This window comes from Paenibacillus amylolyticus (genome assembly GCF_001570725.1).
Classification (GTDB): domain Bacteria; phylum Bacillota; class Bacilli; order Paenibacillales; family Paenibacillaceae; genus Paenibacillus; species Paenibacillus amylolyticus_A.
In genome coordinates, this window is record NZ_BCNV01000015.1 from 1 (window position 1) to 16,018 (window position 16,018).

At 48.9% G+C, this 16,018-nt stretch carries 12 protein-coding genes, 13 tRNA genes and 1 rRNA gene; 23 read left to right on the forward strand and 3 right to left on the reverse strand.

Annotated features, from left to right (window positions below; genetic code table 11):
* The first annotated feature begins 129 nt into the window (after nt 1-129).
* The 21 genes from rrf (at nt 130) to PAHA3_RS29600 (ending at nt 10,742) form a co-directional block, all read left to right on the forward strand.
* Nucleotides 130-246, forward strand: a 5S ribosomal RNA gene (gene rrf / locus PAHA3_RS29495).
* Between the two features lie 38 nt (nt 247-284).
* A tRNA-Ile gene (locus PAHA3_RS29500) sits at nt 285-358 on the forward strand.
* 34 nt (nt 359-392) lie between these two features.
* Nucleotides 393-468 (forward strand) — tRNA-Ala (locus tag PAHA3_RS29505).
* A gap of 1 nt (nt 469) precedes the next feature.
* Nucleotides 470-545 (forward strand) — tRNA-Asn (locus PAHA3_RS29510).
* 4 nt (nt 546-549) lie between these two features.
* Nucleotides 550-621, forward strand: a tRNA-Glu gene (locus PAHA3_RS29515).
* A 7-nt stretch (nt 622-628) separates the two neighbouring features.
* Nucleotides 629-704, forward strand: a tRNA-Val gene (locus tag PAHA3_RS29520).
* A gap of 24 nt (nt 705-728) precedes the next feature.
* A tRNA-Met gene (locus PAHA3_RS29525) sits at nt 729-802 on the forward strand.
* 25 nt (nt 803-827) lie between these two features.
* Nucleotides 828-905: transfer RNA gene (locus tag PAHA3_RS29530), tRNA-Asp, on the forward strand.
* Between the two features lie 16 nt (nt 906-921).
* Nucleotides 922-997, forward strand: a tRNA-Phe gene (locus PAHA3_RS29535).
* A 19-nt stretch (nt 998-1,016) separates the two neighbouring features.
* A tRNA-Thr gene (locus tag PAHA3_RS29540) sits at nt 1,017-1,092 on the forward strand.
* A 9-nt stretch (nt 1,093-1,101) separates the two neighbouring features.
* Nucleotides 1,102-1,187 (forward strand) — tRNA-Tyr (locus PAHA3_RS29545).
* A gap of 146 nt (nt 1,188-1,333) precedes the next feature.
* Nucleotides 1,334-1,412: transfer RNA gene (locus PAHA3_RS29555), tRNA-Leu, on the forward strand.
* A 7-nt stretch (nt 1,413-1,419) separates the two neighbouring features.
* A tRNA-Pro gene (locus tag PAHA3_RS29560) sits at nt 1,420-1,493 on the forward strand.
* A 10-nt stretch (nt 1,494-1,503) separates the two neighbouring features.
* A tRNA-Gly gene (locus PAHA3_RS29565) sits at nt 1,504-1,574 on the forward strand.
* A gap of 391 nt (nt 1,575-1,965) precedes the next feature.
* On the forward strand, nt 1,966-3,831 hold the full coding sequence (gene iolD, locus PAHA3_RS29570; protein WP_062838154.1) for a 3D-(3,5/4)-trihydroxycyclohexane-1,2-dione acylhydrolase (decyclizing): 1,866 nt from the start codon (nt 1,966-1,968) through the stop codon (nt 3,829-3,831).
* 53 nt (nt 3,832-3,884) lie between these two features.
* Entirely contained in the window at nt 3,885-4,787 is a 903-nt protein-coding gene (gene iolE / locus PAHA3_RS29575) for a myo-inosose-2 dehydratase (RefSeq protein ID WP_062838155.1), read from the forward strand.
* Nucleotides 4,788-4,983: 196 nt separating this feature from the next.
* A complete protein-coding gene (gene iolC / locus PAHA3_RS29580) occupies nt 4,984-5,994 on the forward strand; it encodes a 5-dehydro-2-deoxygluconokinase (protein ID WP_062838156.1) in 1,011 nt (336 codons plus the stop codon).
* A gap of 99 nt (nt 5,995-6,093) precedes the next feature.
* A complete protein-coding gene (locus tag PAHA3_RS29585; RefSeq protein WP_305778500.1) occupies nt 6,094-7,569 on the forward strand; it encodes a CoA-acylating methylmalonate-semialdehyde dehydrogenase in 1,476 nt (491 codons plus the stop codon).
* Nucleotides 7,570-7,638: 69 nt separating this feature from the next.
* Nucleotides 7,639-8,691 carry an inositol 2-dehydrogenase gene (iolG, locus tag PAHA3_RS29590; RefSeq protein WP_062838157.1) on the forward strand — a complete coding sequence of 351 codons (1,053 nt, stop codon included), beginning with the start codon at nt 7,639-7,641 and terminating at the stop codon, nt 8,689-8,691.
* A gap of 109 nt (nt 8,692-8,800) precedes the next feature.
* A complete protein-coding gene (gene iolB / locus PAHA3_RS29595; RefSeq protein WP_062838158.1) occupies nt 8,801-9,607 on the forward strand; it encodes a 5-deoxy-glucuronate isomerase in 807 nt (268 codons plus the stop codon).
* A 127-nt stretch (nt 9,608-9,734) separates the two neighbouring features.
* Entirely contained in the window at nt 9,735-10,742 is a 1,008-nt protein-coding gene (locus PAHA3_RS29600; protein WP_062838159.1) for a LacI family DNA-binding transcriptional regulator, read from the forward strand.
* A gap of 166 nt (nt 10,743-10,908) precedes the next feature.
* Here the strand turns inward: PAHA3_RS29600 and PAHA3_RS29605 are convergent, their stop codons facing one another.
* Nucleotides 10,909-12,888, reverse strand: coding sequence for a methyl-accepting chemotaxis protein (locus PAHA3_RS29605; RefSeq protein ID WP_062838160.1), 1,980 nt, complete (start codon nt 12,886-12,888; stop codon nt 10,909-10,911).
* 479 nt (nt 12,889-13,367) lie between these two features.
* Between PAHA3_RS29605 and PAHA3_RS29610 the strand changes: the two genes are divergently transcribed.
* Nucleotides 13,368-13,895 carry a hypothetical protein gene (locus PAHA3_RS29610; RefSeq protein WP_062838161.1) on the forward strand — a complete coding sequence of 176 codons (528 nt, stop codon included), beginning with the start codon at nt 13,368-13,370 and terminating at the stop codon, nt 13,893-13,895.
* Nucleotides 13,892-14,398, forward strand: coding sequence for a GNAT family N-acetyltransferase (locus tag PAHA3_RS29615; protein ID WP_062838162.1), 507 nt, complete (start codon nt 13,892-13,894; stop codon nt 14,396-14,398). The genes PAHA3_RS29610 and PAHA3_RS29615 overlap by 4 nt, the downstream gene beginning before the upstream one ends.
* A gap of 120 nt (nt 14,399-14,518) precedes the next feature.
* Here the strand turns inward: PAHA3_RS29615 and PAHA3_RS29620 are convergent, their stop codons facing one another.
* Together PAHA3_RS29620 and PAHA3_RS29625 are read right to left on the reverse strand one after the other, a co-directional pair.
* Nucleotides 14,519-14,878, reverse strand: coding sequence for a hypothetical protein (locus PAHA3_RS29620; RefSeq protein WP_062838163.1), 360 nt, complete (start codon nt 14,876-14,878; stop codon nt 14,519-14,521).
* 262 nt (nt 14,879-15,140) lie between these two features.
* Complete coding sequence (locus tag PAHA3_RS29625) at nt 15,141-15,980, reverse strand: DUF4261 domain-containing protein (RefSeq protein ID WP_082763052.1); 840 nt, start codon at nt 15,978-15,980, stop codon at nt 15,141-15,143.
* Nucleotides 15,981-16,018 lie beyond the last annotated feature (38 nt).

Here is a 16,018-nt window from a genome sequence, read left to right on the forward strand (position 1 = left end):
AGTGCAGCAATGCATGGAGCTGACCAGTACTAATCGGTCGAGGGCTTATCCAATATGCAAGTTCTGATCGCGTGTTTCGTTTCGAATCTAGTTTTCAGAGAACAACAACTCTGAAATGTAAGCTACGCGTTTGGTGGCGATGGCGGAGGGGTTCCACACGTACCCATCCCGAACACGACCGTTAAGCCCTCTAGCGCCGATGGTACTTGGACCGCAGGGTCCTGGGAGAGTAGGACGCCGCCAAGCGAAACCCCATTGGGGTATTTTTTTTCGAAAATTGATAAGGGCCCTTAGCTCAGTTGGTTAGAGCGCACCTCTGATAAGGGTGAGGCCGGTGGTTCGAGTCCACCAGGGCCCATAGCAAGACCACAACAAGAAATACACCAGTGTATGGGGCCATAGCTCAGCTGGGAGAGCGCCTGCCTTGCAAGCAGGAGGTCAGCGGTTCGATCCCGCTTGGCTCCACCATTCCCTGATAGCTCAGTTGGTAGAGCACTCGACTGTTAATCGAGTTGTCACAGGTTCGAGCCCTGTTCGGGGAGCCAGTAAGGCCCGTTGGTCAAGGGGTTAAGACACCTCCCTTTCACGGAGGTAACAGGGGTTCGAATCCCCTACGGGTCATATAGATGGAGGCTTAGCTCAGCTGGGAGAGCATCTGCCTTACAAGCAGAGGGTCGGGGGTTCGATCCCCTCAGCCTCCACCATATAACTTTTAACTTTTATAACGACGCGGGGTGGAGCAGCCCGGTAGCTCGTCGGGCTCATAACCCGAAGGCCGCAGGTTCAAATCCTGCCCCCGCAATTAACTTTCCTTGAGAAAGTATTATGGAACCGTGGTGTAGTTGGCCTAACATGCCTGCCTGTCACGCAGGAGATCGCGGGTTCGAATCCCGTCGGTTCCGCCATTTTTTAATTAAGTAAGGCTCGGTAGCTCAGTCGGTAGAGCAGAGGACTGAAAATCCTCGTGTCGGCGGTTCGATTCCGTCCCGAGCCACCATATATAACACCTGTAATACGCCGGTGTAGCTCAACTGGTAGAGCAACTGACTTGTAATCAGTAGGTTGGGGGTTCAAGTCCTCTCGCCGGCACCATGTAATTCTGGAGGATTAGCGAAGCGGCCAAACGCATCAGACTGTAAATCTGCTCCCGTACGGGTTCGGTGGTTCGAATCCATCATCCTCCACCAGTTTTTCTATGAGTCATTAGCTCAGTTGGTAGAGCACCTGACTTTTAATCAGGGTGTCGAAGGTTCGAGCGATAGAGCGTTTGACTACGAATCAAAAGGCCGGGAGTTCGAATCTCTCAGGGCGCGCCATTATAACTTCATATTTTGCCGGCGTGGCGGAATGGCAGACGCGCTCGACTCAAAATCGAGTGGGAAACCGTGGAGGTTCGAGTCCTCTCGCCGGTATAGATAACGGGATGTAGCTCAGCTTGGTAGAGCACCTGGTTTGGGACCAGGGGGTCGCATGTTCAAATCGTGTCATCCCGATTGTTGTTATGCGGGTGTAGTTCAATGGTAGAACTTTAGCCTTCCAAGCTAATAGCGTGGGTTCGATTCCCATCACCCGCTTAAATATTGTAAAGAAAGAGATGGTACTCACCGTCTCTTTCTTTTTTTGCGTTCATAGGTATATTGGCCGTTGTAGTACACCATGATCACAGATTATATAGCTCACTAGCATGTACCAGTATGTATCCAATCCTCACGAGAGATCGTTCCTCTCATAACTCTTAGTAATTGTGGAAATTTCTCAAATGGAACATGTCTAGCACAACACATCCTCCAACACTAAATCTAAGCTTCTTTATCACATTTTATAAAAACGCTTACAAAAATAGCTTGCGTAAATCACCAGCCTGTAATACCATATCAATTAAGCGCTTAACCTTTAGGGGTAAGGCGCTTAAACTTAACTTAGATTAAGCGCTTAACCCGTAGAGGAAAGGATGGCGATCATTTCATGACAACAATTCGACTGACGATGGCTCAGGCATTGCTTCGATTTTTGGATCAGCAATATATCTCGGTTGACGGGGTGGAAACCAAGTTTGTGAAGGGCATCATCGGTATTTTTGGACACGGCAACGTAACAGGCATTGGAGAAGCGCTGGAGCGTAGTCCCGGAAGCCTGACGTATATGCAAGGGAAGAACGAACAAGGCATGGTGCATACGGCAGCAGCCTATGCCAAGCAGAAGAACCGCAGACAGATCTATGCATGTACAACATCCATTGGACCTGGTGCTTTGAATATGATTACGGCAGCAGCTACCGCAACGGTGAACCGGATTCCGGTTTTATTGCTTCCTGGAGATAACTTTGCTACACGGGAACCAGACCCGGTGCTACAGCAGTTGGAAATAAGCAGTGATTATACAATTTCAGCTACTGATCCATTCAAAGCCGTCAGTAAGTACTGGGATCGCATCGTTCGTCCCGAACAGTTGATGATCGCTGCTACACAGGCCATGCGTGTGCTAACCGACCCAGCAGAGACCGGAGCAGTAACACTCGCACTGCCACAGGATGTGCAGGCGGAGGCGTACGATTACCCGGAATCGTTCTTTGCACGCAAAGTACATTATCTGGACCGTCGACCGCCGGTACAGGCAGCCATTGAACGGGCAACGCAGCAGATTGCCCGTGGCAGAAAACCACTGCTCGTTGCAGGCGGCGGTGTGTTGTACTCTGAGGCATCTGCTCAATTAGTGGAGTTCGCCGAGGCATTTGGTATTCCGATCGCCGAGACGCAGGCGGGTAAGAGCGCAGTCTCTTGGGACCACCCATTGAATGTGGGGGCCATCGGAGTTACTGGCTCTCTGGCAGCCAACAGGCTGGCGAGAGAAGCGGATGTGGTGATCGGCGTCGGTACCCGGTTCTCGGATTTCACGACGGCGTCCCGCTCTGCTTTTCAGCATCCGGAAGCGTCATTCATCAACATTAACCTAAACAGCATGGATGCCGCCAAGCTAGGTGGGGAAGCCATTCTGGCCGATGCACGTGAAGGGTTGCAGGCTTTACAAAAGGAATTGCAGCAAAGACAATACCGCAGTGCATATGGCGCATCCGAAGTCGCTGACCTCCGAGTTGAGTGGAATGCAGAAGTAGATCGGCTGTATGGAGCACAACATGAAGCTGGGCTCGCGCAGACTACAGCAGTCGGCGTAGTTAACCGGACGATTGATCCATCCTCCGTCATTGTGTGTGCGGCAGGCAGTCTGCCAGGCGATCTGCATCGTTTGTGGCGTGCGGCTGAACCAAAGACGTATCACATGGAGTATGGATTCTCCTGTATGGGGTACGAGGTAAGTGGAGCGTTCGGAGCAGCACTTGCCGAGCCGGATCGTGAAGTGTACGCAATGGTAGGGGATGGCAGTTATCTGATGCTGCATTCGGAATTTGTGACCAGTTTGCAGGAACAGAAGAAGATGACTATTTTATTATTCAACAACAATGGATTCCAATGTATTCATAATTTGCAGCGGGAACATGGTAGTGACGGGTTCGGCAATGAGTTCCGTTATCGGGAATCCGAGAGTGGACGATTGACCGGGGATTACATGCCAATGGACTTTGCAGCTCACGCCCGAAGCATGGGAGCCAAATCCTATAGAGCCGAGACAGCAGAACAGCTGGAACAGGCACTCCGAGATGCGAAGAACGAAACGGTGAGTACGTTGATTGAAATTCCGGTTGTGCCTGGAACCAATGCAGGTGGATACGAGTCGTGGTGGAATGTAGGTGTGCCAGAAGTGTCTACCGAGGAAAAGGTAGTGCATGCTCATCACACCATGCAAGCCAACCGTGCCAAAGCAAGACTCATCTAATCCGGTTTGATATAGTGAACCACAATGTTGAACGACAAAGGAGACGTGGAGCAATGAGCAAGCTGCCATTCCAGCTTGGGATTCATCCGATCAATTGGGTCGGTGAAGATGTGAAGGAGCATGGTGATGCGACAACGTGTGCACAGATTCTGGATGACATTCAGCGTCTTGGGCTGACAGGTACAGAGATGGGACGTAAGTATCCAACCGATCCTGCTATACTGCGTGAGGAATTGAGTAAAAGGAATATTAATCTGGTCTCTCAGTGGAAATCGGTACTGTTCTCCGATCCGACGTATCGTCAGTCGGAGTTGGACAATTATCGCAGACATGCGGAATTTCTGCAATCCATGGGCAGTAAGGTGATCAGTACGGCGGAGGTAGGCGGATCACTTCATTTTGATCCAAGACGGACACCGAATGAAAAAGAAGTGCTCAGACTCAGCGAATCTGAATGGCATATCCTCGCTGAAGGGTTGAATGAAGCAGGAGCCATTGCCCGTGAACACGGGTTGAAGCTTACGTATCATCATCATGGAGGCACGGTGGTAGAACAACCGGATGAGATCGACCGACTGATGGAGCTAACCGATCCTTCTCTCGTGTATCTGCTCTATGACACAGGTCATGCCTACTATGGCGGAGCCGATCCACTTGAACTGCTGCGTAAACATTATGATCGGATCGCCTATATCCATCTGAAAGATATCCGCCCGCATGTGCTTGATGAAGCACGCGCGGAGCAATCCGACTTTGTCGGCTGTATTCGTAGAGGGGTGTTCACTGTACCAGGGGATGGATGCATTGACTTTGCTCCTATTCTGCAAGAACTGATCACACGAGGGTACGATGGCTGGGCGATGCTTGAGGGAGAGCAGGATCCGGCGATTCATAACCCGTATGAGTACGCCAAACGCTCCTTGAACTATATGGAGTCCTTATTCCAGCATAGCTGATATAGGCATAGCGATGGGGAGAGGACCATACCCATGAAGTGAAAAAGGAAGAAGGCCAGTAAGAGTATAACGTTACGATTGGAAAATAAACTGACCTACTCCAGCCGTGTAGTAATCCTCACGATGGAATGAGTAACTAGTCTAGATATCCATATACAACATGTAAAATCCCACCACAGAAAGGGGCTCACATGCAATGACTTACGTATCCTTTCCCGTATCCAGGAAGAAGGATTTTACCGCGATTGGCCGTCTGTGTATCGACTTGAATGCCAATGAGATCAATCGCCCAATGGAAGAGACGATGACGTTTACGAAATATGTGGGTGGCTCTCCGGCCAATATTACGATTGGCATGTCCAGACTGGGTATGGAGACAGCTTTTATCGGTAAGATCGCGGGTGACCAAATGGGCAGATTCATCCAGAGTTATCTGGAGAAGAACGGCATCGACACATCGAATGTAGTTACAGATGACACCGGAGCGGTGACAGGGCTCGCTTTTACCGAAATCAAAAGCCCAACGGATTGCAGTATCCTAATGTACCGGGACAATGTAGCTGATCTGTTATTACAGGCGCAAGAGGTGCAGGAGCAGTTAATTTCTGACTCCAAAGTGCTGCTAATCTCAGGTACAGCCCTCGCGCAGAGCCCATCCCGTGAAGCCGTATTACAGGCACTTACGTATGCGAAAAAACATGGCACAGTTATTGTGTTTGATCTGGACTATCGCCCATACACATGGACATCGGACGAAGAGACGGCGGTCTATTATAACCTCGCAGCCGAGAAATGCGATATCATTCTGGGCACACGTGAAGAGTTCGACATGATGGAGACATTCGACCACAATCCGGATCATAGCGATCAGGTGACTGCGCAGAAATGGTTCGATTTCTCAGCGAACATCGTTGTAATCAAACATGGCAAGGAAGGTTCCATTGCTTATACGCGTGAAGGGCTTTCCCACCGTGCGGACAGCTATCCGGCAAAAGTGGTCAAAACGTTCGGTGCAGGCGATTCTTATGCGGCAGGGTTCCTGTATGGATTGATGCAGGGCTGGACGATTGAGCGCAGTATGGCGTACGGCAGTGGCGCAGCAAGTATCGTCATTTCGAGCCACAGCTGTTCGGATGCGATGCCAACGGTGGAACAGGTAAATGACTACATCGAACGTTGCAATCGGGGCGAGATTACCGTGTCTTGAAGCACGTTGCAATACTTTGATTAACACACTCATACAGATCAACATCAATGATATAAGTTCAACATAAGGGATCACACATAAGCGAAGGGAGACAGGGCTATGGGAAAAGGAATTTCTGAAGCGTCTGCAACAGCGACAATGGTACAAAACTGGATCGGAGGTGCCTGGGTAACCCCAGCGTCAACTCGTACGGAGCCGGTTGTGAATCCGGCGACGGAAGAAGTCATTGCACATGTGCCACTGTCCGAACAAGCGGACGTGGATCTGGCGGTTCAGACAGCACGAGAAGCGTTCAAGTCCTGGAGCGGCACACCGGTTCCACGCCGTGCACGTATTCTGTTCCGCTACCAGCAGCTGCTGGTGGAACATTGGGAAGAGCTCGCTCGCCTGGTGACGCTGGAGAACGGTAAAAGTTATGCCGAAGCGTACGGCGAGGTATTGCGTGGCATTGAATGCGTCGAGTTCGCGGCAGGTGCCCCGAATCTGATGATGGGCAAACAACTGCCTGACATCGCGACAGGACTGGAGTCGGGCATGTACCGCTACCCGATTGGTGTTATTGGGGGAATTACCCCATTCAACTTCCCGATGATGGTACCGTGCTGGATGTTCCCGCTGGCTATTGCGTGCGGTAACACCTTTGTCCTGAAGCCGTCCGAGCGCACACCGCTACTGGCAGGCCGCTTGGCAGAACTGTTCAAGGAAGCGGGGCTTCCGGACGGCGTGCTCAACATCGTTCACGGTGCGCATGATGTCGTGAACGGGCTGCTGGAACATAAGGATATTCAAGCGATCTCCTTTGTCGGATCACAACCTGTGGCTGAGTACGTCTACACTACTGCATCCAAGCATGGCAAACGGGTACAGGCACTCGCGGGTGCCAAGAACCACTCCATCGTTATGCCGGACGCCGATCTCGATCTGACGGTGAAAGAGATTACCAGTGCAGCTTTTGGTTCAGCAGGGGAACGTTGCATGGCATGTTCGGTTGTTGTGGCTGTGGGTGATGTGGCTGACACACTCGTACAAAAGCTGGTAGAAGCAGCAGATCGTATTACTATTGGTAACGGTATGGATGAGGGTGTGTTCCTTGGTCCTGTCATCCGTGGACCACATAAAGAGCGTACACTCAGTTACATTGAATCCGGAGAGCAGGAAGGCGCTGCATTGATCCGGGATGGACGCAAAGATCAGGCGACAAGTGAATCTGGTTATTTTGTGGGGCCAACGGTATTCGACCAAGTTGATAGCAATATGAAAATCTGGAAGGATGAAATCTTTGCTCCAGTACTCTCGGTGGCAAGAGTGTCTACGCTGGAGGAAGCGGTAGAACTGGCGAATCGTTCAGACTTTGCCAACGGGGCGTGTCTGTTCACCCGCAGCGGGGCGAGTATGCGTCAATTCCGTGAAACGATTGATGCGGGCATGTTGGGCATTAACCTGGGCGTACCTGCGCCAATGGCATTCTTCCCGTTTTCCGGGTGGAAGAAATCCTTCTACGGTGATCTGCATGCCAATGGCACGGATGGTGTTGAATTCTACACTCGCAAGAAGATGGTAACGGCGCGCTGGTAACAACCAGAGTATAACTCGGGCTAAGGGGAACGCACAGCCCACATGGACGCACATAGGGAGGATAACGGAATGGGCAAGGACAAAGTGAGAATTGGCATCATCGGTGCTGGACGGATCGGCAAAATTCATGCAGACAATCTCCTGCGCAACCCGCATGCCGAGATTGTGGGAATCAGTGACTTGTTTGCAGGTCCTGAATTGGAGGCTTGGGCCTCCAGTCGGGGCATCCCAGTTGTAACAACGGATAGCAGTCAGTTGATCTCGATGCCTAATGTAGACGCGGTGCTGATCTGTTCTTCAACCGATACACATGTGCCGCTGATCGAACAGGCCGCCAAGGCAGGCAAACATATCTTCTGCGAGAAGCCGGTCAGCATGGATCTAGCACAGACCCAAGCGGCTGTAGCAGCGGTACAGAAGGCTGGCGTGAAGCTGCAAATCGGATTTAACCGCCGCTTCGATCACAACTTCAGACGTGTACGTGCACATGTGCAGGATGGTACGATCGGTGATCCGCATATTATCAAAATTACGTCTCGTGACCCGAGTCCGCCGCCTGCGGAATACATCCGGGTATCTGGCGGGATCTTCATGGACATGATGATTCATGATTTTGACATGGCCCGCTATCTGTCCGGGAGTGAAGTGGAAGAAGTATACGCCCAGGGCAATGTGCTGATTAATCCGGTCTTTGCAGAACATGGTGACGTGGATACAGCGATTGTAACGATGACGTTTACCAACGGTGCAATTGGTGTTATTGACAACAGCCGTCAGGCTGTATACGGATACGATCAGCGTGTTGAAGTATTTGGTTCGATGGGCAGCGCCGCAGCAGCGAATGATCATCCGAATACGGCTGAGATCAGTACAGCGGCCGGGCTGATGCGCGACAAACCGTTACACTTTTTCCTGGAACGCTACAATGAAGCGTATGTACAGGAGACAGCCCTCTTTATCGATGCAATCATTCATGATACAGCGGTTATCGTAGATGGCCATGATGCAGTACAGGCAGAACGAATTGCGCTGGCAGCGAAGATGTCCATGGAGCAGGGAAGACCTGTGAAGCTGAGTGAAGTCCCTGGGGTGTCGCTGGAATCGCAAACGGCAACGCCATAGGTAGATGATTAAAGTCACTTTTTTGAATAGAGCGCATGAATAGTCAAAGTTCTTGTTTTTATATGCATCAGGTTGTTGTGGACGACTACAGAAAGGAGTGGATGGCAAGATGTCAGAACGTATTGTGAAACCCGTGGTCAATCCGGAGGGGGACGGTACGCTTATAAACGTAACACCGGAGTCGGCGGGGTGGGAATATGTTGGCTTTCAGGTAGCGAAGCTGGCGGAGGGGGAGACGCTAACCCGTGAGAGCGGTGATCAGGAACTCTGTGTGGTGCTTCTCAGTGGTTTCGCCAATGTGAGTACCCGGGAGAACACATGGGATAATATCGGGAAGAGAATGAGTGTTTTTGAGAAAATTCCGCCGTATTCGGTCTACGTATCAACTTCCGATCAAGTGCAGATCACAGCATGTACCGAATTAGAAATCGCTATATGTGTTGCGCCAGGAAAAGGCACTTACCCTGCTCGTCTCATTGCACCCGAAGATGTAGGGGTAGAGGCGAGAGGATATGGCAATCTGGAGCGCCAGATTCACAACATTTTGCCGGAACAAAAGGAAGCGGACAGTCTGCTCGTTGTTGAGGTGTTCACACCAGATGGGCATTGGTCCAGTTACCCGCCACATAAGCATGATCGGGACGCACTCCCGGATGAATCTTTGCTGGAGGAAACGTATTATTTCCGTGTGCAGCCTGAGCAGGGCTTTGCCATTCAGCGTATATACACGGATGATCGCTCTGTGGATGAGACGCTAGCAGTGAAGAACGGGGAAGTGGTGCTTGTTCCGGACGGATATCATCCGGTAGGTGCTCCTCCGGGGTATGAGGTCTACTATCTGAACGTGATGGCTGGCCCAACTCGGACATGGAAATTCCATAACGACCCTGACCATGAGTGGTTGATGAAAAAGTAAAACAGTTCCTGCTACGCACATTGTGCTCGCTTCAAGTTGCGTATGCAGACTTCCCCCTGCATAATGAGAAGAGAACAATTATCTATGTATAACGCAATTTATATATAGCACAAATGGGGAAAAAACAATGAAAGCAACCATATACGATATAGCACGCGAGGCGGGTGTATCCATTGCAACCGTCTCGCAGGTCATTAATGGCAAAGGTAAGATCAGTGAGAAGCGACGCGCCGAGATTATGGAGATCATGGAACGCCTTCACTATCAGCCCAGCGCGATCGCAGCTGCACTTACAGGCAAGCAGACGTATACACTGGGACTACTTGTACCGGATATTTCCAACCCGTATTTTGCAGAACTCGCTAGAGCAGTCGAGGATCGAAGCCGTCAGTTGGGCTACAGTGTGGTCATCTGCAGTACCGACAATAAGGACGAGCGGGTAGAGCGTTATCTGAATCTGCTTCAGCAAAAAAGGGTAGATGGCATGATGATCGGAACCGGAATCGATAATGCCGAAATTTTGTCACCTCTCTTGCAGCAGTCCATCCCTGTCGCTTTGATTGCCCGTCATATGCCGTCCCTGTCGGTTCATACAGTCACCATTGATGACATTCTCGGTGGAAGACTCGCAGCGGAACATCTGCTTGAACTTGGTCACACCCGTGTAGCAGTGCTGTCGGAACCGTCCAAAGTCAGCAGCAGTCAGGAACGTGTACGTGGATTCCGTGAAACACTGATCAAGGCAGGTCATACGCTGGAACTGAGTCAGATTCGAGAATCGGCAGCTGATCTGAGCTCGGCCAAAAAAGAGGCGCTACTGCTGCTCAGTGAGATCGAGCATCCTACAGGCTTGTTCTGCTGTAATGACATTCAGGCTATTGGTGCACTTCAAGCAGCCAAAGAACTGGGTCTACGCGTGCCAGAGGATTTGTCCATTATCGGATTTGATAACACCATTCTGGCCTCGGTAACCAGTCCACCACTTACAACTGTTGCTCAGCCGATTGAAGATCTGGGACATCGCGCTGTAGATCTGTTGATTGAAGAGTTGAAGGATGAGCGTAAAGAGCCGCAGAAAATTGTGCTGAAGCCCGAACTGGTTATCCGAGAATCAGCAGGCCGTGTAAGTGGCTGAAACTATGAGGGTTCCAGCATACGCTAATCAGCCGTGAGGCCAAGCTTACTTGTGTCATATCTTTTATCCAGATACGGGTGCCGTATCATCCCTCATTCGGAATATGTAACATAACAATGTAACAAACAAGCCGCGTTCCCCCAATGGGAGAACGCGGCTTGTTGATTTAAATCTTGAACTTCTTCACTTCCTCGGCGAGCGTATTAGCTTGTTGAGCCAGTTCATTGGAGCGCTCCGAGATACTCGTAATGTAATTGAACTGTTCCTGCGTAGAGGAAGCAACCTCTTCTGTGGAAGCGGCGCTCTGTTGCGACATGGCCGCTACGCTGGAGATCACTTCAGCAATTTTGCCCGAGCTGCTGTCCAGTTCAGTTGTTGCAGATGATACCTGCTGAAGCTGGTTGTCGATGCCTTCAATGGATTGTTTGATTCGCATAAACGAATTTCGCATCTCATGCACCGCAGCGACCTGCTGCTCAATACCATGTTCAGCAGAATCAACCTCGCTCACACTTTGACGACTAGCCGCCTGGATTTCATTCAGCAACACGATGATATCCTGAGCAGATCCTGCGGATTGTTCAGCCAGTTTGCGTACTTCCTCGGCAACCACCGCGAATCCACGTCCATGTTCACCCGCTCTGGCCGCTTCAATGGAAGCGTTCAAGGCAAGCAGGTTGGTCTGGGAGGCGATACCTTGAATCATGCTGACGATGTCTTCAATCTTCTGTGATTTGTCTGCCAGTAGGGTGATCGATTCACCTACGCGGTCGATGGATTGACGGTTGCCATCCGAAAGTTCCACCTGGTGATCTACCGCCTGCAGTCCAGCCAGCATGGCTTCTCCTGCTTCGCGCATCATCGTTACGGACTGCTCCACACTGCGATTAATACCGCCCACACTATTGCTCATCTCCGACAGACGGCTTGAGCCATCATACACCGATTCAGCCTGTGTACTGGAGCCTTGAGCGAGTTCATCGGTGGCAATGGAGATCTGCTCCGCGATGCGCTTGGTGTTGTCCGTATGCTCCTGCATCTCACCCGAGATACTTTGTACGCGATCAGCAGAGGCCGTTACTTGTCTGAACAGCGTGCTAAGCTGATCTGACATCTGATTGAACGCCATGCCAAGCTCAGCGAACTCATCTTTGCCTTTGATCTGCACCCGTCCTGTAAAGTCACCACTCGACATTTGGCGTGACGTTCCATGCAGACTTCTCAGCGGCTTGATGAAGAGTGTTGCGATCCAATAGGCACCTGCCAATACAACCAGCAACGTAATACCGATAATGAGAATGTAGTTATTGCGCAATTCATAATACTCAGCGTAGGCCAACTTCTCGGAGATGATGGAGCCTACAGCCCAGCCGGTGCTTGGAATCTGATGATAGAACAATAGATAATTCTCGTCATTATATTGGAAGGGCTTCTGACCTGACGGATTCGCCTGCATATCTACCAACAGCGGGTTTAACTCCGCATTATCAGCGGCTGAGGTGTTCACAAGCTTATCATCAGGGTGAGCCAGAAGCAGCCCGTTTTTATCGATTAAAAAGGTATAGCCCAACCCGTCCAGGTTTATTTTCCCCACGGTATCGGTAAGTGTAGAGAGCAACAGGTCGCCTGCGACAACCCCTTGCATTGTGCCTTCTTTATTTTGAACCGGCATGGCAATCGATACCGCGTATTGCTCCGACATCATATCCAGATAAGGATCAGAGTATGTCAACTGATTGGCTTGCTTCGCTTCCTGGTACCATGGACGCTGTCTTGGGTCATAATCGGCATCGGGAGTCCAGTCTGAACCATTCATGAAGCTGCCGTCCTGCTCTGAACCGTAATACAGATCCGACAGACTCTCTTTGTTACTGCCCAGCTTCATAATGTTAAAGTATTCTTCCGTGAGTTCTCCCTCAGGCACGCCTTCCTGGATGACAAAACCTAACGTTTCGATGACTTTGGCATTACTGCTGATCCAGCCATCCAACTGATTTGCCGAAGAGGCCATTAAGCCATTCAATTTGGAGTCCACATTACGCGTGGCTTGCTTTTCGGTTTGAACCAAGCCAAGGGAAGCCAGTGGTAGTGCAGTAATCAATACAGCGGCCAGAAACATAATCATTAATTTTGGTTTGAGCTTCATTACAATTCCCCCTAGCGTTTAACAATTACATGCCTATACTTCTTCAAATAACATATTATCGTGCGTGGCGAGCATGGTGTTCCAAGCTGATTTGTTGATAATGCTCACTTGTTAAAACTGGCCGAGTATAATCTCGGGATGTCATGGATGTGTAAGAATGAATGGAGCTTATGAAGTATATCGTCATTTTTAGTTTAAATTTTAGATAATCAAACAAGTTAGTTAGCGAGCATAGAAATTTATTTTAATTACTAAATCTGAAAACGGAATCATGATCTGGAAGTCTTGTATACGTCGACTACATAATTTTTTCGCTACCGTTCAAGCATTATCAGTAACTATAGTTTAGGCAAAAACGTTATCGAAATGGACAGGGTAAATAAGAATTTACTTTGGAACAACAGGAGTGAGATGATATACTGGGAAGTATCATTAATTACCATTTTATATATGTTTTGTGGTATATGGAGGAGAGCGGTATGATTAAAAGAATTAAAATCATTATGAGTATCGTCATGATTATTGTTGTTGTAGCTATTGCAGTGCGTATGTATACCTCTGGTCAATACACTATGTATATCCCCAGCAAACATACGACGTTTCGAGCAGAGGTTACAGATCATATGAGCATGCTGGATAGATTGGATCGACTGACAATTAGGAAAATTTCAAGTGCAGATCCGTATAATGAAGAAGATGAAGTGACGATTACAGATCCCAAAGAGATTAGAGATATGCTGAAGCTGTTGAAGGATGTTGAACTTAAAAGAGTACAGGAATTCGACGTTTCCAAAAGGAATCCATATTACTATGAGTGGCGACTTACCATTAATAAAGAAGGTCGATTTACCGATCGATTCGGATTGACATTCTATAATGAGCATGCCGTTTCAATTTACAGTGAGTACAAGACACGAGACCAACTTCAAGATTACGAAATTACTAATGAGCTCAATATAAATGAGATGGAGCGCCTTTTTGAAAAACTGAAGGAGGAGCAAACATGACCAAGACCAACTATCATGTACGTCCGATCGAAGAACAGGATATCCCTTTTCTGTGGGAGATGTTATACGCATCCCTGCATACACGAGAAGGCGATGAACCGCTCCAACTCGAAAGTGTACATACTCCTGAGCTATCCAAATATGTTGAAGGCTGGGGAAGAGAAGGGGATTTCGGGTATGTTGCGGTAGAACAGCATGGTAAAAGATTAGGTTCGATAACATTACGATTCTATACGGACCAGAATGCGGGTTACGGTTATGTGAATGCAGCTACGCCAGAGATGGGGATGGCTGTAACTGAAGATGCACGTGGAAAAGGCGTAGGTACCTTACTGCTTCAGACTGCACTGGATGAAGCCAAACGGCAGGGAATTGAAGCAGTCTCACTCAGTGTAGATCCGGATAACAAAGCGATTCGTTTATATAGGCGGCTAGGGTTCGTGGAGGAAGGCTTCTGTGGTACATCAGTAACGATGGTGCGTGTAAGTGGCTTGGAATCTTAAAGGATCTGCGATCTTTCTGCTGAATTAATAAAAAGGCGCTCCCTCATGGGAAACGCCTCTTTCTTTTGCCACGTACAGCACATACATGTTCGCATTAAACTTCCGCTGTACTATCTCTATTTATTTCAACAAAAATGCCAAAGCTTCGTCATACGTTTCCCATTGGAATTCAGTCTGGTGCGCCGATTCTTTGGAGATCCGATTCAATTGCATTTTGGCGATCGCACCACCAACGACTACACTGGCTCGCTTCATACCCCACTGTGTCAGTAATTTCTGGTGTTCCACGATTTTTTCTTTGGTGTCCTGAGGGAAAGCCTTCATGTTCCGCATATCGACTAGCACATCAAACGAACTTCCCAATTGTTCAGCTATTCTCTGAATTTCTGTATTTGCTTGTTCGACATGTTCAGGAGAAACAATACCTTCCCAGATAATTTCAATAATAGGTTTAGTTGAATCCAAACGTCTAACAGACATGTAGGCAACTCCTCGATAATAAAATGATATGTATTAATATGAGACTATAAGCCTATTAATTATACCTTTTTATAGCATGAATGAAAACTTAAATCAAAGTTATTTGGTTCTTATGAACTACTTCTTCCTAGTGGAGTTAAATTCAGGGATTGCTTCCATATCGTCAATTGAAAGGAAGTTGAATAGCTAAGAAGCCGTCCAGAGTATGAACTCCGGACGGCTTCTACAACGGTGACACGATATAGTGAAAGTCCTACGTCAGTTAGAGTCCGATCTTCAAACTGTTACCTTCCGTTGCTACACCTTTGGAAAGGGAAATGCTTAGCTTTTGTTCTGCCGAGAAACCAAGTGTTTCCCCGTCATGCAGTGTGACGTCGTTTTCAACCACATACGTTGTGGTCATGAACATCATCTCAAATACATCGCTTAAGGACTCCGAGGATTGCATAATCTCCATCTCTTCTTTGCCAAAGTTACGTAGTCCGTAAGTGTAAGCTGAAGCGCCTTCGGCATTTTGGAATAATCCGATGAAGATCCAGAGCGAGACAGGCATCTCATCATGCTTGATTCCACGGCTGGTGTCGACATATTGACTGGCTTCAACCACAAGCGGGGCCATGTATATTGCGAGCGCGTGATCCAACTGCAATAAGGCACTCGCTGTCTGAGTGAACAGAACATGTCCCTCAATAGCATCTGTTGCGTTCAGAACAGAGACAATAATCTGAGACTGATGCCGTGAGGTAACTTGCTCTGCTTCTCGCCAAAGGATGTTAAGTTTGGCATTCTCCTCAACTTCACGGTCAGGCACAGGCGCGGCAATGTGGGCACATACCACCTGCATTCCATTCACTTCAAAAAAGAGATTGCCCTCCTCCGGGCGTTCCTCAATCTCAATATTCCATTCGTTTTTCATATTTTTAATGAAGAGGTCAAAATCACAATCTTCACGCTCCAGCAGAACAAAACCCACGATGGTTTCACTGTAATTCGTCGATTCGACAGCACCACCTGCAGGTACCTTCTCCTTTTTGCGCCGCCGAAGCTTGTCAAACAATCCCATGACATGTTCTCCTTCCAATTCCAGATCGATTCTGGTCATTGTACACTGCTATCTATTCACTACCTTACCATAAAGGA